We start from the raw sequence: 25,619 nt of genomic DNA, 5'->3' as shown, positions 1-25,619 counted from the left end.
AGCATCCGTCCATCGTCGCTCACGGCAGCGGCGCGGCCGCGGCCTTGAGCGACAGGAGTTGAACGAGAATGTCGTCGCGGGCGTCCGTGAGGGTGGCGAGCGATCGGCCGGCCAGTTCCTCCCCGACCCCCTCGATAGCCTTTGCCCTGACTTCGGGCGTGAAGGAGATGTCGCCAAGATCGCGCCACCAGCTTTCGATCGGCGGCCCCAGATGATCGATTACGTGGCCGATACCGGCTTCGCCACCGGAGAGATGCAGATTGAGGAACGGTCCGAGCAACGCCCAGCGCAGGCCCGGACCGTGCGCAATGGCCGTATCGATGTCGGAGACGCTCGCGACGCCCTGATCGACGAGATAGAAGGCCTCGCGCCACAGGGCCGCTTGCAGGCGGTTGGCAATATGCCCCTTGACCTCCCGCCGGATGTGGATCGGCTTCTTGCCTGCCGCCTTGTAGAAGGCGAGAGCGCGCTCGATTGCGTCCGGCGCCGTCTCCTTCCCGCCCACGACTTCGACAAGCGGGATCAGATGCGGGGGATTGAACGGATGGCCGAGCACGACGCGCGAGGGATTGCGCGCCGCTCCCTGCACGTCCGAGATCAGGATGCCGGATGAAGAGGTGGCGATGAGGACGTCCTCCGCGACGGCAGCGGAAATTTCGGCCAGCAGATTGCGTTTGATATCGACCCGCTCCGGGCCGTTTTCCTGGACGAAATCGACATCGGCGAGCGCGGCCACATCCTTGCTGAAGCTCAAGCGCTCTTTCGACGCGCCCTCCGCAAGTCCGATCCGGGTGAGCGGTGACCAGAACTGATCCACCAAGGCACACAGCCGGCGCTCGGCGCCCTCGGCAGGATCGGTTGCGACGACGTCGAAGCCCCGAGAAAGATAGTGGGCCGCCCAGCTTGCGCCAATCACGCCGCAACCAACAATGCCAATCCTCTGAACCTCGCTAGATGTTTTCGCCATTTCCTTCTCCTGCTGGCCGGCGTGCATTCGATCCGCTGCTTGACTGCGCCGGAAGTGACCCGATTGGTCGGTAGGAGGATCAGAGGTTGGGCTCGAGCCGTTTCCAAGACAGGTTGGCGAGCTTCATCGTGCCATTGAAGGGCATCGGCTTGTCAGGGGCGAGATGAAGCATGTCGTCAATATGGGCAACGCGGACTTGGCGCTGCCCGCGCCAGTTTGGAAAGAAGCACACGAACATTTCGTGTTCGAGCAGCCCTCGGCCTTCGTCGAGATAGAACGGCCCGCTATAGGCGATATAGGTCTTGCCGGCCTCCTCGTACTCTTGAGGAGTTCCGGCATAAGGATCGCTAGATCCAAAGCATTTCCTACCTGCTACCCCCAGTTGGGCAGACATGTAGCCGTCGGGCGTGTATATGATGATGCCATCAGGATGCTCGCCCATGGGGAATACTTCGATTCCCGTCTCGACATCGCGTTCTGTATAAGAGACAAGCTTCCAGGCGCCAATCAGGTCACTTCTCTTGATAGGTTTCATTTGGCCTCTCCTCATTGGAGGGAGATAGGCGCTAGTACCGCTTCCGACAAAGACTTGTTGGCGCTGGCATCCATGCCTGATAGGTATAGCTTCATGGAGCTCAGGCATATTCGCTATCTTGTGGCGGTTGCGGATGCAGGCAGCCTCAGCGAGGCTGCGCGCTCCCGCTTGCACACAGCGCAGCCATCTTTGAGCCGGCAACTGCATGAGTTAGAGTTGGAACTCGGCGTTCAGCTTCTGGAGCGCCGGGCGCGTGGAGTCAGTCTGACGCGGGCGGGGTCCATCTTTCTCGAACATGGACGGCGCATTCTTCATCAAGTCGATGATGCGATCGCTGCGACACGCAACGCCCCTGCCTTGTTGCGCGTAGGCAGCCTTCCCGGCCTGGAACCCGAAATTCTACCGAGGATACGGGCGTTGGTCGGCGCCGATGGAAGGGCCGTGGACGTGCGCGTCACGGGTGCTTCTTCACCGCGAATGCTCGAAGAACTACGCGCGGGCAATCTCGACATGGCGTTCATGCGCCAGGATGAGGATGCACCGGACATCCATTTCATTATTGTCGGAGAACATCGGATCGTCGCGGTTCTTCCCGTGGATCATCGGTTGGCCGGCAGGGACACGCTGGCCTTTTCCGATTTGGTGGGAGAGTCCTACATCGCCGTAAGTCGCAAGGCTGCGCCGTCCATACGAACCGCTATAGATGCCTGGGGCCAGCAGAGAGGTCTCGCTTTAGAGCCCATCCATACTGCCGCAAACATTGCATCGGCTCTATCGCTGATGCTGACGACGCGCGCATTTACTCTGATGCCGGAGTACGCCGCAAAGCTCGCCTCATCCGAGATCGTGACACGACCCCTTGTCGATGGTCCGCATCCATTGCCGCTCGCGATAGCTTATCGCCCAGCGAACGGCTCGGCTGTCCAAACACTGGTCCATACGGTCGCTAGCAGTTGGATCTGACGTGCCAAGGCTACCCGGAAACAACCATCGGATTTTTCGAAGTGTTGGCGTGTGAGCAGCGCTTCATCATCTTGGAACTCCGGAGCCAAGGGCAATTCGAGCATGCTGCTAGAAGGCGTCGTAGACCGCTCCCGCAAAGACTTCCGCTGTCGCCAAGTCCCCTGCCCGAGGCGGTTCCCGTAACCAGTCGACCCTGGCAGAGACCCCAAGGAAGACAACGCGCCATTCATCTTGAGATCAGAACCGGCACAGGTATTTGCGCCAATAAGGTCCGTGTCACACCACCGAGTACAAGTTCACGCAACCGGGCATGACTATAGGCGCCGACGACAAGCAGGTCCGAAGAGCTCTGCACGGCGTAGCGAAGAATAACCTCAGCGATCGGAGCACCGTGCGAAGCGATCTGTTCGACATTAACATGTGCACCATGCCGCGCCAATTGCAGACCTATGTCGGCGCCGGGTTCTTCGCCGTGTCGGTGGTTCGCGACCGGACCCACCACCAGCACCGTGACGGATTCGGCCGCGACAAGGAAAATCATGGCGTCTGATACGGCGCGCCGCGCCTCGCGAGTTGCGTTCCAACCGATCAAGATGTTGTCGCCGATGGTCTCGCCTTTCCAGGCGTTGGGAATCACGAGAAGTGGAACACCGCTAGCTAGCAGGATCCGTTCGGCGGACATGTCGTCGGGAAGGCCATGCGGCTCGGGATGCCCCACGATGACGAGATCGGAATGCAACGAGTTGAGGATCGCATCCTCCTCGGTTTTCCCTCGACCAATTGCACGAAACTCTCCGAGCACATTCAATCGGCTGCAGAGAATGCTAAAGTCTTTCCCTAACCGATCCGCAGCCGCTTCGGCGTCAATATCGCGTTGCCGCTCATGGGCGATGACCTGTGCAATTGCCTTCTCGCCACGGGCATAGGATGCGGAAGGATGCACCGTTACGCCAGCAAAAATCACGTGAACACCGATGAGATGGGCGTTCCAGCGCTGAGCGAGGGCGGCTGCGTGGAGCGCCCGCCTCTTCCCAGACGCGCTTGGGTCGAGAAAGACCGTGATCGTCTTCGGATCAATAGGCATAGTTGCGCCCGCCCGTTGAATGACGGCGGGGGCCGCGGTCACCTCCGAAGTCATTCTCCGGATTCGGGCCCGTCTTCACGGCGCGCCAGAACGTCCGCACGGCGTGCTGAATGTTGCTTTCGATGGCTTGCGCAAGGTTCTCTGGTGGCAAACCCGCGAGCACGCGCAGATGCAGTTCGCCACGGACGATATCAAGGAACTGGGTGGCCATGCGCTTGGGATCGTCCACACGGATGAGGCCGTGGCTTGCCCAGATACCGAGCGCCTCGGCTACGCAGGCCGTCACACGATCCTGGCCGGCATTGTAGAACCTCTTGGCCAGATCGGGAAAGCGCGGCCCCTCCGCTAGGATTAACCGATAGAGCCCAATGACCGCCGGACTCATCACCACACCCATGTATTGACGTGCAATGTCCGTCAAAGTCGCGGGGACGTCGACACTCTCGGTCGCTGTGCTAGGAAAGCCGGCAAGAAGACGTTCAGTTCGTTCATCGACCAAAGCGCCGAAGAGGCCTTCCTTGCCGCCGAAGAAACTATAGATGGACGCTTTGGATGCTCCCGCGCGAGCAACCACTAGTTCGATCGTCGCGCCTGCATAGCCATGTTCGAGAAACACCACGGTGGCGGCGTCAAGTATCTGGATCCGCCTCGTCTCGCCGCGCGGCCGGCTCTGTCGGGAAACGACACCGCCCACTACAACTCCTCCCGATAATAGTAATGTACGTTACGTTCTATATCGGCCGAATCTGATGTAGTCAATGAGCAATAAATGTCTCCGGTACGCACCTTCGACGGCGGGGGGCACGTCCGTCAGGCTCAGGTCGCTAATCGTAGCGCTGCCAAGGTTGCCGACGTGCTCAAGCGCAATACGGCATCCGAGTCCGGTGAGGTTGCTCAGTCTGCTCACATCGCGGGGGCGGGAGCCGCGGCTATTGCAATCTTCCTGTGATGGCTCGAAGCGACCTCGGGAAACGTCAGACCGAACTCGCTCGGCGCATTCGTGTGATCTCGTGGAGGCCTTCGGCTAAGGCTCAGCTTGCGGCAAGATCGCACGCAGGGTTCCGGCCGCCGTAGAATCGTCGAAGGGCGAGGGTATTGGCAAGATCGTCACCGCGGATACAGGCAAGCGCTTGCTTTGGGGAGCTTGCTATCACCTGAAAGCTAGAGGACGTCCCCGACTTGGTGGCTCCGGTCGATGAGATTTTCAACGGCGGTTCGGCGGAAGACGGATTGTGGAACGTCGTCCGTCCGATCGGATCGCTGCCGAGCCCGCGCGGTATCGGTATTGTCGAGGGCGACGTGGACGGTACTGCCGACATCGCGCTGAACAACGCCTACGTCGATCCGCGCCTTTTCGGCCGTGCGTCCATCCGCATCTGCTGCAGGTGGTGTGGGAAGGGCGTCGCTCCGGGCCGGCAAGATCAACGCAGCAGCGGACGAAGCTCCGCCTGCGTCGCCAGTAACGCCGGCAGGAAGCGGGGAACGAGTTCCGTCGCCGGGACCTGCAGCGCGGAGACGCCGATATTGATGGCCGCCACCACCTTGCCGGCGGCATTCAGGACCGGCACGGCGATGGAGCACAGGCCGAGCTCCAGCTCCTGATCGACCAGCGCGTAGCCCTGTTCGCGCACGCGGGCGAGCTCCGCCGTCAGCGCGTCGTGCGAAACCTTGGTGAAGGGGGTGAGCGCGCGGATTTCCGAACGGTCGAGGATCGCCTGCGCCTCGCCCTCGGGCCGCGCGGCCAGCAGCACCCGGCCCATCGAGGCGCACCAGGCCGGCAGGCGCGAGCCCGGCGTGAGGTTGATCGACATCACCCGCTTCTGCGAGGCGCGGGCGATATAGACGATCTCCGTCCCCTCCAGCACGCTGGCCGAGGCGCTCTGGCCGACCTTTTCGGCCAGCGCGTCGAGATGGGGCTGGATCAGGCGCGGCAGCGGCGTCGCCGCCAGATAGGCGTGGCCCAGCCGCAGCACCCGCGGCGTCAGCTCGAAATGCTTGCCGTCGTAGCGGGCATAGCCGAGCTCCACCAGCGTGAGCAGGCAGCGGCGGGCGGTGGCCCGGTCGAGCCCGGTGGCGCCGGAGATGTGGGCGATGGTCAGGCGCGGGCTGTCGGCGTCGAAGGCCTCGATCACCTTCAGCCCCTTGGCGAACCCGCCGACGAAATCGGTCTGCTTCATGCGCGCTCGCGAATGTGCGTTATATGAACAAATCTCACATATCGCACATATCGCTTGCTGTCGAGCCCGCCCCGTCCTATCTCTCGTCGCATCGAAGACGTCCGGCATCGCGGACGCACGCCAGGCTTTGGAGACAGCCGGTCCCCTGCGGGTGGATGCGGCTCCAGCGGAGACGGCCCATGGACAAGACGATCGGGGACGTGGCGCACGCCGTCTCCGGCATTGGCGACGGCGCCAGCGTGATGATCGGCGGCTTCGGCGGCGCCGGCGCGCCGATCGAGCTGATCCACGCGCTCATCGACAGGCGCCCCCGCGGCCTCACCGTCATCAACAACAATGCCGGCAATGGACGCATCGGCATCGCGGCGATGATCGACGCCGGCATGGTGGCGAAGATGATCTGCTCCTTCCCGCGCTCCTCCGATCCGCGCGCCTTCACCGAGCTGTATCTGGCCGGCGGGATCGCACTCGAACTGGTACCGCAGGGCACGCTGGCCGAGCGCATCCGCGCGGGCGGGGCGGGCATTCCCGCATTCTACACGCCCACCGCCTTTGGCACCGAGCTCGCCGAGGGCAAGGTCATCGCCGAATTCGACGGCCGGCACTATGTGCAGGAGCGCTGGCTCAAGGCCGACTTCGCGCTGGTCAAGGCCGAGCTGGGCGACCCGCAGGGCAACCTCACCTACAACAAGGCGGCGCGCAATTTCAGCCCGCTGATGTGCATGGCAGCGGCGACCACCATCGTCCAGGTGTCGCAGATCGTGCCGGCCGGCGCGATCGACCCTGAGGCCGTGATCACCCCCGGCATCTTCGTCGACCGGGTGGTCGAGGTCGCCCATCCCCAGCAGGAAGAAGAGCTCATCCGGGCCGGAGCGGTCTACGCATGACGACCATCGACACCCGTGTGAACAGCCGGCTCAGCAACGCGCAGATCGCCTGGCGGGCGGCGCAGGACATCGCCGACGGCGCCTATGTGAATCTCGGCATCGGCTTCCCGGAAATGGTGGCGAGCTATCAGCCACCGGGCCGCGAGGCCATCTTCCACACTGAGAACGGCATTCTCAACTTCGGTGAGCCGCCCGCGCCGGGCGAGGAGGACTGGGACCTCGTCAACGCCGGCAAGAAGGCGGTGACGCTGAAGCCGGGCGCCTCCTTCTTCCACCACGCCGACAGCTTCGCCATGGTGCGCGGCGGCCATCTCGACGTGGCAATCCTCGGTGCCTATCAGGTGTCGCAGAATGGCGATCTCGCCAATTGGCGGGTCGGCAGCACCGGCGTGCCGGCGGTGGGCGGCGCCATGGACCTGGTGCACGGCGCCCGGCAGGTCTTCGTGATTACCGAGCACCTGACCAAGGCCGGCGAGCCGAAACTGGTCGAGGCCTGCAGCTTCCCGCTCACCGGCGTCGCCTGCGTCACCCGGATCTATACCAGCCACGCGGTGGTCGACATCGCCGATGGGGGCTTCGTATTGCGGGAGAAACTGCCGGCGGTCTCCCTCGACGCGCTTCAGGCCATGACCGGGGCCAAGCTCCATCTCGACGGCCCGGTCGCCGATCTCGTCGCCCCCGAGCTGTGAGGACATCATGAGCGAAGCCTATATCTGCGACTATGTCCGCACGCCGATCGGCCGCTTCGGCGGTGCGCTGGCCTCGGTGCGGGCCGACGATCTCGGCGCGGTGCCGCTCGCGGCGCTGATCGCCCGCCAGCCCGGCGTCGACTGGGAGGCGGTGGACGACGTCATCTTCGGCTGCGCCAACCAGGCCGGCGAGGACAACCGCAACGTCGCCCGGATGTCGCTCCTTCTCGCCGGCCTGCCGGTCTCGGTCGGCGGCACCACCATCAACCGGCTGTGCGGGTCGGGCATGGACGCGCTCGTCACCGCCGGCCGCGCGATCAAGGCGGGCGAGGCGGAGCTGGTCATCGCCGGCGGCGTCGAGAGCATGAGCCGCGCGCCCTTCGTGCTGCCCAAGGCCGACAGCGCCTTCTCGCGCAAGGCGGAGATCTACGACACCACCATCGGCTGGCGCTTCGTCAACCCGCTGATGAAGGCGCAGTACGGCGTCGATTCCATGCCGGAAACCGGCGACAACGTCGCCATCGACTATCAGGTCTCGCGCGCCGATCAGGACGCCTTCGCCGTGCGCAGCCAGGAGAAGGCGGCGAACGCGCAGGCCAATGGCCGGCTCGCCCGTGAGATCACCCCGGTGAGCATCCTGCAGAAGAAGGGCGACCCCCTGCTGATCGACAGGGACGAGCATCCGCGCGTCACCAGCCTCGAGGCGCTGGCCAGGCTGAAGCCGGTCAACCGGATCGAGGGCGCCACCGTCACCGCCGGCAACGCCTCCGGCGTGAACGATGGCGCGGCGGCGCTGATCGTCGCTTCCGAGGCGGCGGCGCGCCGGCACGGGCTCACCCCGATCGCCCGCATCCTCGGCGGCGCCAGCGCGGGCGTGCCGCCGCGGGTGATGGGCATCGGCCCGGCACCGGCCAGCCAGAAGCTGCTGGCCCGCCTCGGCCTCACGCCCGACCAGCTCGACGTGATCGAGCTCAACGAGGCCTTCGCCAGCCAGGGGCTCGCCACGCTGCGCCTGCTCGGCATTGCCGACGATGATCCGCGCGTCAACCGTAATGGCGGGGCGATCGCGCTCGGCCATCCACTCGGCATGTCGGGCGCGCGCATCGCCGGCACGGCGGCGCTGGAGCTTGCGATTTCCGGCGGCCGCCGGGCGCTGGTCACCATGTGCATCGGCGTCGGCCAGGGCATCGCGGTGGCGCTGGAGCGCGGATAGGGCGTTGTTCTGAGCGACGCAGGCCCGAGGTTCGCGCGTGATGCGGCGGTTCGCCCGCCGCCGGTCCCCGGGACATCGTCGCGGACAACCCGAGGCGCAAGCGGCTGTCGCGGCATGGCCTGTCGAGCAGGCGATGTCGCGGTCGAGCTCGCACGCCATGCTTTGAAAGACCACAGCCTGGAATGAACAAAGTCGCCCCCGTGTCAACGGGGACGTTTAACAATCCACCTCCCCTATTCCTGACATTTTGACCGCGATTTCTCAAGGTAATTTTTCCTTCGATACTCAACGAGTATCGATATATACCTAATTGATCTTTGATCCGGCCTGAAACCGGATGTACCTCCATCATGAGAGCCGCCGCCTGTTCGGAGGAGCCCAAACCTCCGCATAGGAAGAAACGCGGCCTCAGGAGGAGCCATGCCAGCCACTCATCGGACGGGGATCGACGGCCCACACTTATCCGGAGGGCCACGGCCAGGACAGCGTAACGCCTCGCTCCGGCACATGGTTGGATGTCGCGGCGTTTCGGCGGTCACCGCGCCACGCCCGCCGAGGAACCTCCGCCCTGTTCCTTTCGCCAGCCTCCTCTCATGGCCGCACGCGTGCCTCTGGTGACGCCGGCGCCGGGCCGCAGCCCATCGCGCACGATGCCGCCCGCGCGCCGGCATGACCCGCGTCGCCTTCGGCCGCTTCCCTAACCAGCCGACTGCGCCTGCCCAACGTCGCGTTCGCACCCATCGCCCACAGTCATAAAAAATGAGGAAACCTCCGATGCCAAGCAGTCTTCCGCAGACGCGAGATATCAAGGATATCATTGACGCGGGTTCGATGACCGGCCGCCGGTGGGCGGTCGTCGGTCTGTGTTTCATCATCGCCCTGCTGGACGGCTTCGATACGCAATCGATTGCCTTTATCGGGCCGGCGATCGCACAGGAGTTCCAGATGAATCCCGCCGATATGACGTGGGTCATCACGGCGAGCATCATCGGCATGGCGATCGGCGCGATCGGGCTGGGAAGCTTCGGCGACCGCTTCGGCCGCCGCAAGGCGGTCATCATCGCTGTCTTCTTTTTCGGCATTTTCTCGCTCGCGGGAGCTTACGCGACGTCTCCCACACAGATCATTGTCCTGCGTTTCCTCATTGGCCTCGGCATGGGCGGAGCGACGCCCTCGCTGCTCGCCCTGGCGAGCGAATACAGTACCGCGTCCAAGCGGGGTATCATGATGACTGGCGTGCTTCTCGGCCTACCTGCCGGCGCCATGTTGGGAGGACTGATCGCGGCAAGCTGGCTACCAGTCCTCGGCTGGCGCGGCATCTTCATGCTCGGCGGCGCGTTGCCCCTCGCGCTCATGGTCGTTATCTACTTCCTGCTGCCGGAATCCCCCGCCTTTCTCGTTTCCCGCCAGCAGAGCGGGGGACAGCAGAAGGCGAAGCGCCTTCTGGAGCAGATGACTGGGCAGGCCATTCCCGCCGACGTGCAAGTGGTGAGCCCTGCCGAAGTCGAGCATGGGGCGTCGATCACGGGCCTGTTCGAGGAGCGCTATCGAAACGTCACGCTGGCGATCTCGGCAATCTACCTCTTCAACTGGATCGCCTGGTTCCTGCTCCTTCAGTGGCTGCCCACGGCGCTGACGACGCTGGGCCTTGAGAAGGCGCAGGCAGCCTATGGTACCGTGGTGGTCAATGCCGCATTCATTCTCATGGCTCTTCCGCTGTCTTGGATCCTGCCGAAGGTCGACCCGCGGAAACTGCTCACCGTCATGTTCACGGTCGGTATCGCGGTTGCGGTCGGCCTCGGTTTGGCGGGGGACCGCTGGGCGGTGGTGTTCGTCCTGATCGCATTGGCCGGATTTGGCATCGGCGGGCAGCAACTCGTGCTCAACTATTTGATTGCCGGCGCTTATCCAACCCAGCTGCGCGCGACCGCCACGGGCTGGGGCATCGGTATCGGCCGCACGGGCGCCATCGTCGGCTCCGCGACCGGAGGGCAGTTGCTGTCCAGCGCCGGCCCGTCGGGATATTTCATGGCCCTGGCCATTCCCCTCGCCGTGGCGGCGTTTGCCACCTTCACCGTGCGCACCACGCACCGGGAGAAAGGGGGCGTGGCCGCGGCCTCTTCGCACTGATGCTCTGGCCGTCCGGTCGGGTCGAAGCGACCAGACCGGAGCCTCCGCGGTCTTCCGAACAATGCCACCCAGGAAAGGGGTACACGTGTCAGACCAGAGCGCCCGCTCTCGACGCTTCGAGGGCATGAGCCTGATTGTTACCGGCGCAGCCCAGGGAGTGGGCAAGCAGGTAGCACTTGATGCCGCGCGGGAAGGCGCCAGTCTTCTCGTCGTCGACCGTTCACCCATCGTGGAGGAGGTCGCCAGCGAGATCGGAAACACACATGGTGCCGGCCGCGCGGTGGCGATGGTGGAGGACCTCGAGACCTATGTCGGCAACGAGCGCGTCATGGCGCGCGCTCATGGCGCTTTCGGTAAGATCGATGTTCTGGTGACGAATGTCGGCGGCGCGATCTGGATGAAGCCGTTTCAGGAATTCGACGAACACCAGATCACGGCCGAGATCAGCCGATCCCTGTTCCCGACATTATGGGGATGCAGGACCGCGCTTCCCTACATGCTGCGCCGGGGCCGCGGCGCGATCGTGAACGTATCCTCCATCGCCACCAAGGGCATCAATCGGCTTCCTTATTCGGCCGCCAAGGGAGGCGTGAACGCCCTCACAGCTTCGCTTGCGTTCGAACTCGCAGGAACAGGCATTCGCGTGAATGCCGTCGCTCCCGGCGGCGTGAGCGCGCCGCCTCGCCGTGTCCCGCGGGGAACCGATCCGGTGTCCGAACAGGACAAGGTGTGGGCGCAGCAAGTGGTGGATCAGACGATCCGGTCGACGCATCTCGGGCGGTATGGCGAGCTGCATGAAATCGCGGCGGCGATATTGTTCCTCGCCTCCGAGGAGGCCTCCTATATCACCGGGACCGTTCTGCCTGTTGGCGGCGGAGATCAAGGTTAGCCAGCGCGAATGTGGTCATGGGCCGATTCGTCAGGACCGTCCCGGGGGCTGGTCGCTGCCGGCTGTCCGGTGAGGGATAGATGCGACGGGAGATTGTGCTCAAGGCTCAGCCAGGGCGGATTCTCCGCATACATCTCTCGGATCAGGTCCTTGACCAGGTCGATATAGTGCGAGCTGTCGCCGACCCGGTGATACAGGATGATCGGCGAGGTGGTCCGTTCGCCCTCGAGCAGCCGGTAATGCACGTCAGAGCGCATCTGGCGGGCGGATGAGGGAATGATGCATACGCCGGCTTCCGCGGCGACCAACCCGAGAGCGGTCTGGATCTCGCGAACCTCCTGCACCTCGGCCGGGCGGGCGTCATGACCATGCACCAGGTTGAGCACATGGTCGGCATATCCCGGCCGCGGTTCCTTGGGATAGACGATCAGCTTCTGGCCCGTCAGAGCCGCCACTGGCAGGGGACCGGCATGCTCTGCAAGCGGCGTACCCTTCGGGATCGCGGCCACCAGGCGTTCTTCGCGCAGCACGATCCCGACGACGTTCGGGTCGGTGTGATGCATGCGGCCGAAACCGATGTCGATACGCCCTTCCTTCAGGGCGGGAATCTGCTGGACCGACATCATTTCCAGCACCTGGATCTCGAGGTCCGGCGCACGCTGTCGGAGCTTTCGAACCAGCGACGGCAAGCCGCCATAGAGGGTGGAGGCGACAAATCCGATCGATAAAACACTGTTCTGGTTCAGTCCGACGCGCCGCGTCGCCGTTCGCATCTGCTCGACACGGCCGAGCACTTGCAGGGCCTGCTCGTAGAACAAGCGGCCAGCCTCGGTCAGCCGGACAGGTCGGCTGTTGCGCATGAGGAGGGCGACGCCAAGCTCCTCCTCCAGCGACTGGATTTGGCGGCTCAGGGGCGGCTGGGCGATGTTCAGCAGCTGGGACGCCCTGGTGAAATTGCGCTCGCGGGCGACAGCGACGAAGTAGCGAAGCTGGCGAAGGTCCATGCTTTGAGCTCCGGCCGGCGCACATCAAGCACCGCGTTTTCGGTATGTTGCAGCGCGGGAAGGCACGGATTTTCTAGGTTCTTTCCGTGCGCCATACCTTATCAGTATAATTAGAAACATAAAAGGTTTTGGACGTCCACACCTTGCCCGTCGCAAGGTGCGGTGATGAACACGACCTTTGCACATGCTGCCCCGGTCTCACCCCTCCGCCCTGTCATCGAGCGGGTGGAAACCGTTCTGGTCGATCTGCCGACGATCCGACCGCACAAATTGTCGGTCGCGACGATGAACGGCCAGACCCTGATGCTCGTGAAAATTCACTGCTGCGACGGGATCGTCGGCATTGGCGAGGGCACCACCATCGGCGGTCTTGCCTATGGCGGGGAAAGCCCCGAAGGCATGCAGCTGGCCATCGAGACCTATTTCGCCCCGCTGATGATCCGCGAGGACGCGACCGCCGTGCGCGCGCTCATGCTGCGCATCGGCAAGATGGTCAAGGAAAACCGCTTCGCGAAATGCGCGGTGGAAACCGCGTTGCTCGATGCGCAGGGCAAGCGGCTCGGCCAGCCGGTCAGCGAGTTGCTGGGTGGTCGGCTGCGTGATCGCCTGCCGGTGGCGTGGACTCTGGCGTCAGGAGACACCGCGAAGGATATCGCCGAAGCGGAGAGGATGCTCGATCTGCGCCGGCACAAGATCTTCAAGCTGAAAATCGGGGCGAAGACGCTGAATGAGGACATCGCCCATGTCGCCGCCATCAAGCGCGCATTGGGTGACCGCGGCGCGGTGCGCGTCGATGTCAACATGGCTTGGAGCGAGACAGAGGCGACCTATGGCATGGCGGCGCTCGCCGACAACGGCTGCGAACTCGTCGAACAGCCGGTCAGCTCCGCCTCTGCACTGGGGCGTCTTATGAGGCGCTTTCCCGTGGCGCTGATGGCGGACGAGTCGTTGCAAGGCCCCGAAACAGCGTTTGAGATCGCCAGGAACAGCGGCGCCGACGTGTTCGCAATCAAGATCGAGCAAAGCGGCGGACTGTTCGGCGCCCAGCGCGTCGCGGCGATCGCGGACGCGGCCGGCATCGGCCTCTATGGCGGGACGATGCTGGAAGGCGCCGTCGGCACCATCGCGTCGGCCCAGCTGTTCTCCACCTTCGACCATCTGCAATGGGGCACCGAGCTGTTCGGGCCGTTGCTTCTGACCGAGGAAATCCTCGCCACCCCGCTCGACTACAGCGACTTCGAGCTGACGGTCCCGCGCGGACCGGGGCTGGGGATCGAACTCGACGACGATCGCGTCGCGTTCTTCACGCGCGACAAGCTCCGCAAGACGACCGGTGTTGCCGTGTAGGGAGCGGCAACAACCGGGTCCACGAGAAGCGCGAACGCGCCACATGACCAGTGGAAAATTACCTTTCAAGGGAGGAACGCCATGACAGAGGTTGTCGAAAAGACCACGGATCTCGATCACCTGCTCGCCACGGCGGTGCAGGACGACAAGGAGGCGGGCGTCTTCCGCTGCCGCCGCGACATCTTCACCAATGAAGACCTGTTTGAGCTGGAGATGAAGTACATCTTCGAGAGCAACTGGGTCTACCTGGCGCATGAGAGCCAGATTCCGGAGAAGAACGATTACTATACGACCTATATCGGTCGTCAGCCGGTGGTCGTGACCCGCGACAAGAATGGCGAGCTGCACGCGGTCATCAATGCGTGTGCGCATCGCGGCGCCATGTTGTGCCGGCGCAAGCACGGTAACAAGGGAAGCTTCACCTGCCCCTTCCACGGTTGGACCTTCGCCAACACCGGCAAGCTGCTCAAGGTCAAGGACGAGAAGAACACCCAGTATCCGCAACAGTTCGACACGGACGGCTCGCACGACCTTCGGCGCGTGCCGCGCTTCGCGAGCTACCGGGGTTTCGTGTTCGGCAGCCTGAACGCAGACGTGGCGTCGCTCGAGGATTATCTCGGCGAGACCAAGGTCATCATCGACCAGATCGTCGACCAGGCCCCCAACGGGTTGGAGGTCCTGCGCGGCAACTCGTCCTACATCTATGACGGCAATTGGAAGCTGCAGATGGAGAACGGCTGCGACGGGTATCACGTCAGCTCGGTCCATTGGAACTATGCCGCAACCATGGGGCGCCGCAAGGAGGAAGGCACGAAGGCGGTCGACGCGAACGGCTGGAGCCGCTCGATCGCCGGGGTCTACGGCTTCGAGAACGGCCACATCCTTCTGTGGACCAACACGATGAATCCCGAGGTCCGCCCGGTCTATGGCCACCGCGACGAGATCGTTACCCGCGTCGGCAAGGACAAAGCGGAATTCATCGTCAACCAGACGCGCAATCTCTGCCTCTATCCGAACGTGTTCCTGATGGACCAGTTCAGCACGCAGATTCGCGTGACCCGCCCCATCAGCGTGGACAAGACCGAGATCAGCATCTTCTGCTTCGCCCCGAAGGGCGAAAGCACGACCGATCGGACGCTCCGCATCCGCCAGTACGAGGATTTTTTCAACGTGTCCGGCATGGGCACGTCCGACGACCTCGAGGAATTCCGCGCCTGCCAGGCCGGCTATGCGGGGATTTCCGCGCTGTGGAACGACCTGTCGCGGGGCGCGCCTCTGTGGATCGACGGCCCGGACGCCAATGCGAAGAAGATGGGCATCCAGCCCCTGCTGTCCGGCGAGCGGAGCGAGGACGAGGGACTGTTCGTCCGCCAGCACGAATACTGGGCCAAGGTGATGCGCACCGCGCTCTCCGCCGAGAAGAGCGGAGTTGAGGCATGAGCATTTCCTATGAAGCCGCGCGGGCCTTCTTCTACCGGGAGGCGCGTCTGCTGGACGATCGCGAGTGGGACGAGTGGCTCACCTGCTATGCGCCCGACGTCGCCTATTGGATGCCCGCCTGGGACGACGACGACCGGATCACCGAAGATCCGCAGTCGCAGATTTCGCTGATCTATTATCCCAACCGCGACGGCCTCGAAGATCGGGTCTTCCGCATCAAGACCGAGCGCTCCGGTGCATCCACGCCGGAACCGCGCACCAGCCACAACGTGAGCAATATCGAGTTGCTCGCAGCCCGAGCGGATGAGGCCGACTTTCGGTACAATTTCCTCACGCTCAACCATCGCTACAAAGTCACCGACCAGTTCTTCGGCACGGTGTTCGTCACCTTGCGCAAGAGCGAGGCCGGCCTGCTCATCTCGAACAAGAAGATCGTTCTGAAGAACGACTACATCCGCCAGGTCATCGACGTCTATCACATCTGAGAGGCGTCGCCGGCCGGCATAGGGAGTGTTCTATGTCCAGCTACAGGATCGCACTGAACTTCGAGGACGGAGTGACCCGCTTTGTCGAATGCAAGGCGGGAGAAAAGGTGCTCGATGCTGCCTTCCGCAGCAAGATCAACCTACCGATGGATTGCTCCGACGGGGTTTGCGGCACGTGCAAGTGCCGCGCCGAAAGCGGTGAATACGATCTTGGCAGCGACTATATCGACGATGCCCTGACGCAGGACGAGGCGGCGCAGGGGCTGGTGCTGACCTGCCAGATGATCCCGTCGAGCGATTGCGTCATCAACGTTCCCGTCAGCTCGGTCGCTTGCAAGACCGGGCAGCAGACATTCGCTGCCACGGTGGCACAGGTGACGCTGCACAACGATGCCGCGATCGTGCTCGAGTTGGACGTGGACGCCGCCGCGCCGGCGCCGGTCTTCCTGCCGGGGCAATATGTCAATATCGACGTTCCGGGCAGCGGCCAGAGCCGGTCCTATTCCTTCTCCTCAGCGCCGGGCGCAGGGCGGATCGCCTTTCTGATCAAGAGGATTCCCGATGGGGTGATGAGCGGCTGGCTGGCGCGCGCCAAGCCGGGCGACAAGCTCAACCTCACGGGCCCGCTGGGGAGCTTCTATCTGCGCGATGTCCACCGCCCGCTTCTTCTCCTCGCCGGCGGCACGGGGCTCGCCCCCTTCCTGTCGATGCTGGAGGTGCTCGCCCGCGCCGGCTCGCAGCAGAGGATCCATCTGATCTACGGCGTCACCCGCGACCTCGACCTGGTGCTCGTGGAGGCCCTGGAGGCCTATGCGGCGCAACTGCCGGGCTTCAGCTACACGACCGCGGTGGCCGACGCGGCGTCCAGCCATCCGCGCAAAGGCTGGGTAACGCAACACATGCCCGAGGACATCGTCCGCGAGAGCCATCCGGATGTCTATCTGTGCGGCCCGCCTCCGATGGTCGATGCCGTGCGGAAGTATTTCGACGCCAATGGCGTCGAGCCCAACAGCTTTCACTACGAGAAATTCACACCGAACGTCGCGTTGAAGGAAAGCGCATAGGAACGCTTGAGAATTTCAGCGCGGAGAATCTCCGCGACAATGAACAATCATAAAAGCTTCAGGAGGGACAACAATGCGAAACATCGAGGTGACCGAGGCGATCGACAATACGCCGTTCGGGGGATTCCAGTGGATGGTGGCGGTCGTCTGCGGTCTGCTGCTGATCGTCGACGGCTATGACGTCTTCGTCGCCGGCACCGTGTTGCCGGCACTGATGACGGAATGGGGTCTGAGCAAGCCGCAGGCGGGCACCCTGCAGGCATGGGCGCTGTTCGGAATGATGTTCGGCGCCCTGATCTTCGGCTCGCTGGCCGACAAGATCGGACGGAAGATGGGCATCGCCATCTGCTTCGTCCTGTTCACCATGTCGACGCTGCTCGCCGGCTTCGCCAGCTCTCCGACCCAGTTCGGGGTCTTCCGCTTCATCGCGGGCCTGGGATGCGGCGGTCTGATGCCCAACGCGGTGGCGCTGATGAACGAGTACGCGCCGAAACGCCTGCGCAGCACCATGGTCGCCGTGATGTTCTCCGGCTATTCGGTGGGTGGCATGGTCGCGGCCGGCCTCGGGATCGGATTGATCCCGAACTACGGCTGGAAGCCGATGTTCTTCGTCGCCGCGTTCCCGCTCCTGATGCTTCCCCTCATCCTGTGGAAGCTACCGGAATCCCTCGGCTTCCTGATCAGGCAGGGCAAGCAGGAGCAGGCCAGGGAAATCTATGCGAAGATCGCGCCTTCCGCGCCGCTCGGCGCCGATGATCGCCTGGTGTTCACCGAGAGCAAGGGGGCATCGGCCTCGGTGGCCGAACTGTTCCGCCATCAGCGCGCGGTGAGCACGCTGATGCTGTGGGCGGCGTTCTTCTGCTGCCTGCTGCTTGTCTACCTGCTGTCCTCGTGGCTGCCGAAGGTGCTCCAGGAAGTCGGATACGCCGAACAGGCCAGCCTCCTGAGCCTGTTCTCGCTCAATTTTGGCGGTATGCTCGGAGCGATCATGGGCGGCTGGCTCGGCGACCGGTTCGGCTTGCCGAAAGTAGTGGTCGGCTTCTTCCTCGCCGCCGCGGTGTCCATCGCCCTTATCGGCTTCGGCCTGCCGACTCCTCTGCTGTTCACGATGGTCTTCATCGCCGGCGCCACGACCATCGGCACGCAGATCCTCCTCTATGCCAGCGTGGCGCAGCTCTACAATCTCTCGGTACGCTCCACGGGCCTCGGCTGGGCCTCCGGTGTCGGGCGCATCGGGGCGATCGTCGGACCCACCCTCGGGGGCGTGCTTCTGGCACAGGAACTTCCACTCCAGCACAACTTCCTGATCTTCGCCACTCCGGCGGCGCTCTCCGCCCTGGCGATGCTGGTGTTCGCGGTGAGCAATGTGCGCCGCTCCGCAGCCGTCCAGGTGGCGGCGGCTTAATGAGCCAGCAAGCGGCAGGCCCGGAGCGTTTCGGGCCTGCCGCTTCGATTTGACGGCCTGATCAAGGTCACCGAGTGGGGCAGGAGGAACAACGGAGATGCTTTTCCATGTGCGAATGGACGTGAATCTGCCACTCGACATGCCGGCGGGCGTCGCCAATGAGATCAAGGCACGCGAGAAAGCGTATTCGCAGGAACTGCAACACAGTGGCAAGTGGCGACATATCTGGCGCATTGCCGGCGAGTACGCGAACTACAGCATTTTTGACGCAAAGGACAATGCCGAGCTGCACGAGATCCTGATCGGCCTGCCGCTGTTTCCGTACATGAAGATTTCGGTGACGCCGCTATGCCGTCACCCCTCGTCGATCCGTGAGGACGACGCCTGAAGCCAACCGGCGCGGCGGGTCTCCGTGAGAACCCAGCCAGCGCATCCAAAGGAGGAAGCAAGGATGAGCGTGAAGATTTACGACAGCAATGACGTGCAGGACTTCCTGCGCGTCATTGCCAATCTCGATGGCGCTGGCGGCAACGAGCGCGCAAAGCAGCTCGTGCATCGCATCGTGTCCGACCTGTTCAAGACCATCGAGGATTTCGACCTCACCCCGGACGAAATCTGGGCGGGCATCAACTACGTCAACAAACTCGGGGCCGAGAGCGAGGGGGCCCTGCTGGCCGCGGGTCTGGGTCTTGAGCACTACATCGATCTGCGCCTTGATGCCGAGGACAAGGAGCTGGGCATCACCGGCGGCACCCCGCGTACCATCGAGGGTCCGCTCTACGTGGCCGGCGCCCCGATTGCCGAGGGCAAGGCGCGGCTCGACAAGAACCCCGACCCGGATGCGGCTCCGTTGCGCATCCATGGCACCGTCACCGGCCCGGACGGCGCGCCGGTCGCCGGCGCGCTCGTCGAAATCTGGCATTCCGATTCCAAGGGCTTCTATTCGCACTTTGACCCGACCGGCCGGCAGAGCGAGTTCAACCTGCGCGGCGCGATCCGGACCGGCGCGGACGGCAAGTACGAAGCGCTGACGAAGATGCCGGCCTCCTATGGCTGTCCGCCGTCGGGGTCGACCCAGACATTGCTGAACCAGCTCAACCGCCACGGCAATCGCCCGGCGCACGTGCATTTCTTCGTCACCACCGACAAGTTCCGCAAGCTGACGACGCAGTTCAACATCGAAGGCGATCCGCTGATCTGGGACGACTTCGCCTTCGCTACGCGCGAGGGGCTGATCCCGCATGTCGTGGAGAAGAACGACGGCCGGGCCGTGGGCTTCGACGAGGATGCCTACAGGGACATCGAGTTCGATCTCGAACTGACCCCTCTCGTCCACGGCAAGGACAACCAGGTCGTCGAACGCGCCCGCGCCGCGGCCTGAGCGCTCGATCCGGCGGCAGCGCCCAGGCACTGCCGCCGCCCCCATCACGCATTATCGGGAACAGCCATGCGCCATTGAAGCCGTGACCATGTTGCCGGAACGACCGGAGAGCCGCGGCATGCCCGACGACGCCTTTCTCGCATTGCCCACCCACAATCTGCACTTCCGCGTCGCGTGCGAGGCAGCGCCCTCTTCGGCACCGTGGCTGCTGTTCTGCAATTCCCTCGGCACCGACCTTCATATGTGGGACGCGCAGACGACGGAGCTGGCGCGGCATTTCCGCGTGTTGCGCTACGACCGCCGCGGCCACGGCCAATCGACCACGCCGCTGCCGCCCTATTCGCTCGCCGATCTGGGCCGCGACGCGCTGGCATTGTTGGACGCGCTGAAAATCGAGCGTGCCCATTTCTGCGGCCTGTCGATCGGCGGGCTCACCGGGCAATGGCTGGGCATCCACGCCGGCAGCCGGCTCGACAGGATCGTGCTCTGCGCCACCGCGGCGAAGATCGGCACCGCCGAGAGCTGGAGCGCCCGCATCGCCGCGGTGCGGGCAAACGGGCTGGCGGCCCTGGCCACGGCAACCGCCGAGCGCTGGTTCTCCCCCACGTTCAATGCCGAACACGCCGACGTGGCGGCGAAGATCCTGGACAGCTTCGTGAAGGTCAACCCCGATGCCTACAATGGCTGCTGCGCGGCACTGGCAAACGCGGATCTGCGCGAGCAGATCCAGGCGATTTCCAACCCGGTGCTGGCAATCTCCGGCGACGACGACCAGGTCTGCCCGCCATCCGACCTCGAATACATCGCCGACAAGGTCCGGGCAGGCCGGCACGTCTCGCTGCCGGGCCGGCACATCGTCAATCTGGAATCGGCAGCGGCATTCAATGCGGCGTTGCTGGGATTCCTGAGGAGCTGAGCGCCCGCCGATGGACAGCCGAACCCGCGAACAAGCACAGCATGATCTTGTGTCGGTGCTGCCGAACCGAGCGCACGACCTTGCCCGCTTGCGGGAGTTGGCCGCCAGCGGCGAACCCGTCGTCACGGTGATCGGCAAGTACAACCACGGCAAAAGCCGCCTGCTCAACGAGCTGGTAGGTCGTGACGTCTTTGCCGTGGCCGACAAGCGCGAGACGGTGAAATTGTCCGAGTGCCTGCATCACGGCGTGCGCTGGCTGGACGCACCGGGCCTGGATGCGGATGTCGGCACCGAGGATGACTGCCAGGCGCTGCAAGCCGCCTGGTTGAAATCGGACATCCGGTTGTTCGTCCATTCTGCAAAGGAGGGCGAGCTGGACGCGAAGGAACTGGCGTTGTTGGAAGAGCTGCGCACGGACGCGCTTCGCACCCATCGCCAGACCTTGTTCGTGCTCACTCAGGTGGACCAGCTGGCCGACGAGGGAGAGCTCGGAAAAGTGCGGTCGGCCATCCATGATCAGGCGGCCGACACCGCCGTGCATGCCGTCTCCGCCACACGCCATCGCCAGGGCGTCGAGGGTGCGAAGGCGCTGCTGGTGGAAAGGAGCGGAATCCCTCTGCTGCGGGCGTTGCTGGAGGAAGCAGTAGGTCGCGTCCCTGATGCGCGCGATCATGAAGCCCGGCTGCTGTTCGGGGAAATCCACGAGGAGCTGGAGCAGCTTCACGCCCGGCAGCAGCAGACGCTGGGATCCTTGCGGAGGAACCAGGTCCAGCAGCGCCAGAGCTTCGACGAGGGGCTCGACGCGATCCTCGACAAGGTCGGGCGGGACGTCGAGGAGGTCGTGGATGCTCCGGTTCCAGACTATGCCGTGGTCAAGGACACCGCACAGGACAAATACAAGCTGACCCAGGCGAAGCTGGAGCGCGCGCGCATCCAGATTGCCTACTCGCGTGCCTGCATTCAGATCGACAGCTTCCTGGTCGGGCACGGCGTGGTCGGCTTGCCCAAGGAACAGCAAATCGCCGCCGGCAGCCTGAACACCGTCATGGTGGCCGTCATGGGCGTGTCGGTGAAATTCCGAAAGGACCTGCGCAGGCGGTTCTGCGAGGCGACGGGCCGCGAGGGCATTCGGTGCGCATTTGCCTATTATTATGAGCTGTCCAAGGACAGAAACGCGTTGAGAACGGCGATTGCGGATGTCGAAGCGGCCGGCGCCGCGGCGGCGCGTGCCTTGACCGCCTTACAGGCAATGGAAACGGATGCATGAAAGCGGATACGAGCTGCGAGCAGCGCTTCATCGCTGAAATCGATGCCTTCGAGTTCCTTGAGCAGGATCTCAAATCGGTCCTGCGGCGACTGAATGACTGGCTGGCGCAGTTCTCCATGGACCTGCGGGCCAATCGTCTGACGGGCTCGGGATTAAGTGAGAATAGTGCGCTAGCCCGCCAGATCAAGGCCATTGACGCCATGCTGCATACCGCCATGTCGACGTGGTCGCGCCAGTGGACCGACCTGCAGCCGGCCTTGGGGCTGGCCGACAGCTTCGACGACAGGGCCATCCTGCTTGTGTTCGGCAAGTTCAATGCCGGGAAGAGCTCCTTCTGCAACTTCCTCGCCGATCGCTTCTCCGCGCAGGGCAAAATCGTTCGGTACTTCCACCTCGATGCCGGCCGCATCGTGGAAACTACGGAACGCTTGAGGGAGGGCGTGACCGAGACCACAGCCCGGCTCCAGGGCGTACTCCTGGGGGAGAAGCTCATGCTGGTGGACACGCCAGGTCTGCATTCGGTGACGCAGGAGAACGCGGCGCTGACCCAGCACTTCACGGACAGCGCCGATGGCGTGCTGTGGCTCACGAGCTCCGCGTCGCCGGGTCAGGTGCAGGAACTTGACGAACTGGCCCGCGAGCTTCGTCGTGCCAAGTCGCTGCTGCCCGTCTTGACGCGCAGCGACCTGTACGAGGAGGACGAGGTCAATGGCGAACTGGTGAAGCGCCTGCGCAACAAGACCGCCGAGAACCGCGCGCTGCAGGAAGCGGACGTCGTTTCGCGCGCGCGGGAAAAGCTGGCGGCAATGGGCGTGAAGGTGACGAAGCTTAGACCGCCGGTCTCCATCTCGGTTTACATGGCGCGCGAGCCGCGGCAGATGCCGGCGGTGATGAAGGAGGCCGGATTCGAGCGTCTCTACGCTGCCTTGCTGGCCATCGCCGAGTCGGCGCTTGCCTACAAGGGGCGCAAGCCGGCCGAAGTGCTGCTGCACCATCTGGAGGAAAACGTGATGGGCGGGCTGCACGATCGGTTGCTGCCGGCGCTGGCCGAATTGAAGGAAGCCGCACGCGAGTCACGCGGCCGACTGGTCCAGCATCATGACACGATCAGCGAGTCGACATGGCGCGAGGTGGTACCGGCCCTGGTCGAATTGCTGGAACGTCACGCGGCAGCGCGCGACGTGAAGGCCGTTTGCCGGGAGCTATCGCGATCGCTGTTTGGCGCGTTTCTCCGGGCGGAACGGGAGTATCTGGGCGACTACACGGTTCGCTCCGATGAAGCACGTGCAGAAATCGAACTTGCGACGGACATCAGCTTTGAAGCGGTTGCGGTCGAAGCGGGAGGCCTGTGCGAAGTCGTAGGCGTTGATTATGCGCGCCTGTACGCCGAGCTGGAAAGGCAGGTGCGCGCCCGCCTGCTGGCATTGACCAGCGCGGCTCTGGATCAATGCCAGCGTTCGCTCGCTGGCCTGATCCAGAGCGTCACACGCAAGGAGAGCATCCTGCGCGACTACGAGTGGCGGCTGCTCGAAATGAAGGCCGAACTTCGCGCGGACATGGCCTGACGCGGCAATCCGAAGCAGAGACGGAGGGAAGACGCCCGGCACGTCACCGAACTAGATTCACCGTTGGATACGCTGTTCGCGGGGGAAGGAGTATTTGCCATGGACTGGGAGAGCGTGACCGATCACGAAGCTCGCAGCCGGGTTGAGCGGCCGGAGGATCCCATCGGCGATTTCCTCCGCGTCCCCAACATGGCCCATTGGCGCGCTCCTTCTGTCTCAGTGCGCCACGAAGCCGCCGTCGACGGGGAGCGCCACGCCCAGCACGAAGCTGGCGCCCGGGCTGCACAGCCAGAGCACCGCCTGTGCGACCTCCTCGGGCCTGCCCATGCGACCGATGGGCTGCTCCTTCAGAAATTCCTTCATCGCGGCGGGATCGATTTCATCGCCCATCGGCGTATCGATGCAACCGGGGCAGATGGCATTAACGCGGATGCCCTCGGCGACGACGTCGAGCGCGGCGCTCTTGGTGAGACCGATCACGCCGTGCTTGGTCGCGTGATAGGCCGCGCGGCCCGGAAGACCGACAAGTCCGCCCAGCGACGAGCAATTGACAATCGCGCCTCTGCCCTGCTTCTTCATCTGAAGAAGCTCGTGCTTCATGAACGTCCAGACGCCTCGCAGGTTGACCGCGTTGACGCCGTCGAACCCTTCGGCCGTTTCCTCGACCATCGGGCACATCGGCCCCAGGATGCCGGCATTATTGTAAGCCATGTCGAGCCGGCCGAACTCGGCAACGGTGCGCGCGACGGCGGCCTGCGCCTGCGCCTCGTCGGAGACGTCGCAGACGATGCCGATCGCCTTGCCGCCGGCGGATGTCAGCTCGTCGACGGTCGCGAGGAGCTTCTCCTCGTTGCGGTCCACGAGCGCGACCGCCGCGCCGGCCTCTGCAAACGCCTTGGCGGTGGCGCGGCCAATGCCGGTGCTGGCACCTGTGACGAGCGCGACCTGCCCCGTGAAATCGTAGCTGGGGTTCATGGCGTCTTCCTTTCGTTCACGCAGTCAGCGTGGCGTTGTCGATCACGAAGCGGTATTTGACGTCGCTGCGCTGCATGCGGTCATAGGCCTCGTCGATCTGCTGGATGCGGATCATCTCGATCTCGGCGACCACGCCGTGCTCGGCGCAAAAATCCAGCATCTCCTGCGTCTCGGCGATGCCGCCGATCATCGAGCCCGCGATTGACCGGCGCCTGAAGATCAGCGGAAAGACATTGGGCGACGGGTGCGGACGCTCGGGCACGCCGACCAGGGTCAGCGTTCCGTCGCGCTTCAGGAGGTTGGTGTAGTCATCGAGATTGTGGCTCGCCGCGACGGTGTTCAGGATGAAGTCGAAGCTCTCGGCATGGGCCGCCATCTCCTCGGCGTTCCGCGACACGATCACCTCATCGGCGCCGAGGACCTTGGCGGCCGCGCGTTTGCTCTCGGAATGGGTCAGCGCGACCGTATGTGCGCCCATGGCATGCGCGAGCTTGATGCCCATATGGCCGAGGCCGCCAATACCCACGATGCCCACCTTCTTGCCCGGCCCCGCTTTCCAATGGCGGAGCGGCGAATAGGTGGTGATCCCCGCGCACAACAGCGGCGCGACCGCCGCAAGCTGCTCCTCGGAGTGGGTGACCTTCAGGACGAATTTGTCGTTCACCACGATCCGCTGCGAGTAGCCGCCGAGCGTATGCCCCGGCGGATCCGCGATCGGCGAGTTGTAGGTGAAGGTGGCCCCGTGCTGGCAATATTGCTCCAACCCGTCATCGCAGGCGAGGCAGTGCTGGCAGCTGTCCACCATGCAGCCGACGCCCACGGTATCACCGACCTGGAACCTACCGACGTCGCGGCCGACTGCGGTGACATGGCCGACGATTTCGTGGCCAGGCACGCACGGATAGATGGTGCCGGCCCATTCCGAACGAACCTGGTGCAGATCTGAGTGGCAGACGCCACAGAAGGCGACATCGATCTGCACGTCGTGGGGACCGGGCGCGCGGCGTTCAATGCCGATGGGTTCAAGCGGCCGGTCGCCGGCATAGGCTCCATAGGCTTTGACGGCCATGGAAAGACTCCTGATTGCGATAGGACTTGATGAGGCGTCGCGACAGGCGGCGTCAGCGTCCGACCGAACATAGAAGCCGGGACGCTCGTTGATTATCTGCCTGAAGTGGCATGCGCTTATGAGCACGCCTCATCATTCTCAGCGAAGGCGAAACTGATTGTTGCGCG

Annotated in this window: 24 protein-coding genes; 16 read left to right on the top strand and 8 right to left on the bottom strand. The window is 63.9% G+C overall.

The window, feature by feature from the left end; translation table 11 throughout:
- Nucleotides 1-19: 19 nt before the first annotated feature.
- Together AC1RU4_RS10035 and AC1RU4_RS10030 are read right to left on the bottom strand one after the other, a co-directional pair.
- Nucleotides 20-994: a 3-hydroxyacyl-CoA dehydrogenase NAD-binding domain-containing protein gene (locus AC1RU4_RS10035; protein WP_492890929.1), complete on the bottom strand. Its 975-nt coding sequence runs from the start codon at nucleotides 992-994 to the stop codon at nucleotides 20-22.
- A gap of 52 nt (nucleotides 995-1,046) precedes the next feature.
- A complete protein-coding gene (locus tag AC1RU4_RS10030) occupies nucleotides 1,047-1,502 on the bottom strand; it encodes a lipocalin-like domain-containing protein (protein WP_492890928.1) in 456 nt (151 codons plus the stop codon).
- 93 nt (nucleotides 1,503-1,595) lie between these two features.
- Between AC1RU4_RS10030 and AC1RU4_RS10025 the strand changes: the two genes are divergently transcribed.
- Nucleotides 1,596-2,465, top strand: coding sequence for a LysR substrate-binding domain-containing protein (locus AC1RU4_RS10025; protein ID WP_492890927.1), 870 nt, complete (start codon nucleotides 1,596-1,598; stop codon nucleotides 2,463-2,465).
- 226 nt (nucleotides 2,466-2,691) lie between these two features.
- On the opposite strand, the gene AC1RU4_RS10020 is transcribed toward AC1RU4_RS10025, so the two are convergent.
- The 3 genes from AC1RU4_RS10020 to AC1RU4_RS10010 all read right to left on the bottom strand — a co-directional run bounded on the left by AC1RU4_RS10020 (nucleotide 2,692) and on the right by AC1RU4_RS10010 (nucleotide 5,726).
- Nucleotides 2,692-3,603, bottom strand: a complete 912-nt coding sequence (locus AC1RU4_RS10020; protein ID WP_492890926.1) for a universal stress protein — start codon at nucleotides 3,601-3,603, stop codon at nucleotides 2,692-2,694.
- The gene (locus AC1RU4_RS10015) at nucleotides 3,539-4,243 is read right to left on the bottom strand and encodes a TetR/AcrR family transcriptional regulator (RefSeq protein WP_492890925.1); all 705 of its coding nucleotides are present in this window, start codon (nucleotides 4,241-4,243) and stop codon (nucleotides 3,539-3,541) included. The genes AC1RU4_RS10020 and AC1RU4_RS10015 overlap by 65 nt, the downstream gene beginning before the upstream one ends.
- Nucleotides 4,244-4,970: 727 nt before the next feature.
- On the bottom strand, nucleotides 4,971-5,726 hold the full coding sequence (locus AC1RU4_RS10010) for an IclR family transcriptional regulator (RefSeq protein WP_492890923.1): 756 nt from the start codon (nucleotides 5,724-5,726) through the stop codon (nucleotides 4,971-4,973).
- A 179-nt stretch (nucleotides 5,727-5,905) separates the two neighbouring features.
- Between AC1RU4_RS10010 and AC1RU4_RS10005 the strand changes: the two genes are divergently transcribed.
- The 5 genes from AC1RU4_RS10005 (at nucleotide 5,906) to benD (ending at nucleotide 11,534) form a co-directional block, all read left to right on the top strand.
- The gene (locus AC1RU4_RS10005) at nucleotides 5,906-6,613 is read left to right on the top strand and encodes a 3-oxoacid CoA-transferase subunit A (RefSeq protein ID WP_492890922.1); all 708 of its coding nucleotides are present in this window, start codon (nucleotides 5,906-5,908) and stop codon (nucleotides 6,611-6,613) included.
- Nucleotides 6,610-7,302, top strand: coding sequence for a CoA transferase subunit B (locus AC1RU4_RS10000; RefSeq protein WP_492890921.1), 693 nt, complete (start codon nucleotides 6,610-6,612; stop codon nucleotides 7,300-7,302). Before AC1RU4_RS10005 ends, AC1RU4_RS10000 begins: the two co-directional genes overlap by 4 nt.
- A gap of 7 nt (nucleotides 7,303-7,309) precedes the next feature.
- Nucleotides 7,310-8,515: a 3-oxoadipyl-CoA thiolase gene (gene pcaF, locus AC1RU4_RS09995; RefSeq protein WP_492890920.1), complete on the top strand. Its 1,206-nt coding sequence runs from the start codon at nucleotides 7,310-7,312 to the stop codon at nucleotides 8,513-8,515.
- A gap of 774 nt (nucleotides 8,516-9,289) precedes the next feature.
- Nucleotides 9,290-10,645, top strand: a complete 1,356-nt coding sequence (locus AC1RU4_RS09990; RefSeq protein ID WP_492890919.1) for an MFS transporter — start codon at nucleotides 9,290-9,292, stop codon at nucleotides 10,643-10,645.
- An 85-nt stretch (nucleotides 10,646-10,730) separates the two neighbouring features.
- Nucleotides 10,731-11,534: a benzoate diol dehydrogenase BenD gene (benD, locus tag AC1RU4_RS09985; protein ID WP_492890918.1), complete on the top strand. Its 804-nt coding sequence runs from the start codon at nucleotides 10,731-10,733 to the stop codon at nucleotides 11,532-11,534.
- Here the strand turns inward: benD and AC1RU4_RS09980 are convergent.
- Nucleotides 11,531-12,538, bottom strand: coding sequence for a LysR substrate-binding domain-containing protein (locus tag AC1RU4_RS09980; RefSeq protein WP_492890917.1), 1,008 nt, complete (start codon nucleotides 12,536-12,538; stop codon nucleotides 11,531-11,533). The genes benD and AC1RU4_RS09980 overlap by 4 nt on opposite strands.
- A gap of 165 nt (nucleotides 12,539-12,703) precedes the next feature.
- On the opposite strand from AC1RU4_RS09980, the gene AC1RU4_RS09975 reads away from it, so the two are divergent.
- The 10 genes from AC1RU4_RS09975 (at nucleotide 12,704) to AC1RU4_RS09930 (ending at nucleotide 23,408) form a co-directional block, all read left to right on the top strand.
- On the top strand, nucleotides 12,704-13,885 hold the full coding sequence (locus AC1RU4_RS09975; protein WP_492890916.1) for a muconate/chloromuconate family cycloisomerase: 1,182 nt from the start codon (nucleotides 12,704-12,706) through the stop codon (nucleotides 13,883-13,885).
- 81 nt (nucleotides 13,886-13,966) lie between these two features.
- On the top strand, nucleotides 13,967-15,325 hold the full coding sequence (locus tag AC1RU4_RS09970; protein WP_492890915.1) for a Rieske 2Fe-2S domain-containing protein: 1,359 nt from the start codon (nucleotides 13,967-13,969) through the stop codon (nucleotides 15,323-15,325).
- On the top strand, nucleotides 15,322-15,810 hold the full coding sequence (gene benB, locus AC1RU4_RS09965; protein ID WP_492890913.1) for a benzoate 1,2-dioxygenase small subunit: 489 nt from the start codon (nucleotides 15,322-15,324) through the stop codon (nucleotides 15,808-15,810). The genes AC1RU4_RS09970 and benB overlap by 4 nt, the downstream gene beginning before the upstream one ends.
- Nucleotides 15,811-15,842: 32 nt before the next feature.
- Nucleotides 15,843-16,874, top strand: a complete 1,032-nt coding sequence (benC, locus tag AC1RU4_RS09960) for a benzoate 1,2-dioxygenase electron transfer component BenC (RefSeq protein ID WP_492890912.1) — start codon at nucleotides 15,843-15,845, stop codon at nucleotides 16,872-16,874.
- Nucleotides 16,875-16,947: 73 nt separating this feature from the next.
- The gene (locus AC1RU4_RS09955) at nucleotides 16,948-18,279 is read left to right on the top strand and encodes an MFS transporter (RefSeq protein WP_492890911.1); all 1,332 of its coding nucleotides are present in this window, start codon (nucleotides 16,948-16,950) and stop codon (nucleotides 18,277-18,279) included.
- A 97-nt stretch (nucleotides 18,280-18,376) separates the two neighbouring features.
- Nucleotides 18,377-18,667 carry a muconolactone Delta-isomerase gene (gene catC, locus AC1RU4_RS09950; RefSeq protein ID WP_492890910.1) on the top strand — a complete coding sequence of 97 codons (291 nt, stop codon included), beginning with the start codon at nucleotides 18,377-18,379 and terminating at the stop codon, nucleotides 18,665-18,667.
- 63 nt (nucleotides 18,668-18,730) lie between these two features.
- Nucleotides 18,731-19,660, top strand: a complete 930-nt coding sequence (gene catA, locus AC1RU4_RS09945; protein WP_492890909.1) for a catechol 1,2-dioxygenase — start codon at nucleotides 18,731-18,733, stop codon at nucleotides 19,658-19,660.
- A 118-nt stretch (nucleotides 19,661-19,778) separates the two neighbouring features.
- A complete protein-coding gene (gene pcaD, locus AC1RU4_RS09940; RefSeq protein WP_492890908.1) occupies nucleotides 19,779-20,576 on the top strand; it encodes a 3-oxoadipate enol-lactonase in 798 nt (265 codons plus the stop codon).
- A 10-nt stretch (nucleotides 20,577-20,586) separates the two neighbouring features.
- Complete coding sequence (locus AC1RU4_RS09935) at nucleotides 20,587-21,843, top strand: GTPase (RefSeq protein WP_492890907.1); 1,257 nt, start codon at nucleotides 20,587-20,589, stop codon at nucleotides 21,841-21,843.
- Nucleotides 21,840-23,408: a dynamin family protein gene (locus AC1RU4_RS09930; RefSeq protein ID WP_492890906.1), complete on the top strand. Its 1,569-nt coding sequence runs from the start codon at nucleotides 21,840-21,842 to the stop codon at nucleotides 23,406-23,408. The genes AC1RU4_RS09935 and AC1RU4_RS09930 overlap by 4 nt, the downstream gene beginning before the upstream one ends.
- Before the next feature lie 216 nt (nucleotides 23,409-23,624).
- Here the strand turns inward: AC1RU4_RS09930 and AC1RU4_RS09925 are convergent, their stop codons facing one another.
- On the bottom strand, nucleotides 23,625-24,383 hold the full coding sequence (locus AC1RU4_RS09925; protein WP_492890905.1) for an SDR family NAD(P)-dependent oxidoreductase: 759 nt from the start codon (nucleotides 24,381-24,383) through the stop codon (nucleotides 23,625-23,627).
- A gap of 16 nt (nucleotides 24,384-24,399) precedes the next feature.
- A complete protein-coding gene (locus AC1RU4_RS09920) occupies nucleotides 24,400-25,452 on the bottom strand; it encodes an NAD(P)-dependent alcohol dehydrogenase (protein WP_492890903.1) in 1,053 nt (350 codons plus the stop codon).
- Between the last annotated feature and the right edge of the window lie 167 nt (nucleotides 25,453-25,619).

The organism is Ancylobacter sp. GW821-FHT10E12 (assembly GCF_058809335.1).
The sequence above is the reverse complement of the archived record's forward strand: the minus strand, read 5'-3'. Positions and strand labels throughout refer to the sequence as shown.

Bases quoted from the DNA above. Each gene is read 5' to 3' on its own strand.
- AC1RU4_RS10035 (WP_492890929.1), bottom strand. From the start codon at position 994: ATGCACGCCGGCCAGCAGGAGAAGGAAATGGCGAAAACATCTAGCGAG.
- AC1RU4_RS10030 (WP_492890928.1), bottom strand. From the start codon at position 1,502: ATGAAACCTATCAAGAGAAGTGACCTGATTGGCGCCTGGAAGCTTGTC.
- AC1RU4_RS10025 (WP_492890927.1), top strand. From the start codon at position 1,596: ATGGAGCTCAGGCATATTCGCTATCTTGTGGCGGTTGCGGATGCAGGC.
- AC1RU4_RS10020 (WP_492890926.1), bottom strand. From the start codon at position 3,603: ATGACTTCGGAGGTGACCGCGGCCCCCGCCGTCATTCAACGGGCGGGC.
- AC1RU4_RS10010 (WP_492890923.1), bottom strand. From the start codon at position 5,726: ATGAAGCAGACCGATTTCGTCGGCGGGTTCGCCAAGGGGCTGAAGGTG.
- AC1RU4_RS10005 (WP_492890922.1), top strand. From the start codon at position 5,906: ATGGACAAGACGATCGGGGACGTGGCGCACGCCGTCTCCGGCATTGGC.
- AC1RU4_RS10000 (WP_492890921.1), top strand. From the start codon at position 6,610: ATGACGACCATCGACACCCGTGTGAACAGCCGGCTCAGCAACGCGCAG.
- pcaF (WP_492890920.1), top strand. From the start codon at position 7,310: ATGAGCGAAGCCTATATCTGCGACTATGTCCGCACGCCGATCGGCCGC.
- AC1RU4_RS09990 (WP_492890919.1), top strand. From the start codon at position 9,290: ATGCCAAGCAGTCTTCCGCAGACGCGAGATATCAAGGATATCATTGAC.
- AC1RU4_RS09980 (WP_492890917.1), bottom strand. From the start codon at position 12,538: ATGGACCTTCGCCAGCTTCGCTACTTCGTCGCTGTCGCCCGCGAGCGC.
- AC1RU4_RS09975 (WP_492890916.1), top strand. From the start codon at position 12,704: ATGAACACGACCTTTGCACATGCTGCCCCGGTCTCACCCCTCCGCCCT.
- AC1RU4_RS09970 (WP_492890915.1), top strand. From the start codon at position 13,967: ATGACAGAGGTTGTCGAAAAGACCACGGATCTCGATCACCTGCTCGCC.
- benB (WP_492890913.1), top strand. From the start codon at position 15,322: ATGAGCATTTCCTATGAAGCCGCGCGGGCCTTCTTCTACCGGGAGGCG.
- benC (WP_492890912.1), top strand. From the start codon at position 15,843: ATGTCCAGCTACAGGATCGCACTGAACTTCGAGGACGGAGTGACCCGC.
- AC1RU4_RS09955 (WP_492890911.1), top strand. From the start codon at position 16,948: ATGCGAAACATCGAGGTGACCGAGGCGATCGACAATACGCCGTTCGGG.
- catC (WP_492890910.1), top strand. From the start codon at position 18,377: ATGCTTTTCCATGTGCGAATGGACGTGAATCTGCCACTCGACATGCCG.
- catA (WP_492890909.1), top strand. From the start codon at position 18,731: ATGAGCGTGAAGATTTACGACAGCAATGACGTGCAGGACTTCCTGCGC.
- pcaD (WP_492890908.1), top strand. From the start codon at position 19,779: ATGCCCGACGACGCCTTTCTCGCATTGCCCACCCACAATCTGCACTTC.
- AC1RU4_RS09935 (WP_492890907.1), top strand. From the start codon at position 20,587: ATGGACAGCCGAACCCGCGAACAAGCACAGCATGATCTTGTGTCGGTG.
- AC1RU4_RS09930 (WP_492890906.1), top strand. From the start codon at position 21,840: ATGAAAGCGGATACGAGCTGCGAGCAGCGCTTCATCGCTGAAATCGAT.
- AC1RU4_RS09925 (WP_492890905.1), bottom strand. From the start codon at position 24,383: ATGAACCCCAGCTACGATTTCACGGGGCAGGTCGCGCTCGTCACAGGT.
- AC1RU4_RS09920 (WP_492890903.1), bottom strand. From the start codon at position 25,452: ATGGCCGTCAAAGCCTATGGAGCCTATGCCGGCGACCGGCCGCTTGAA.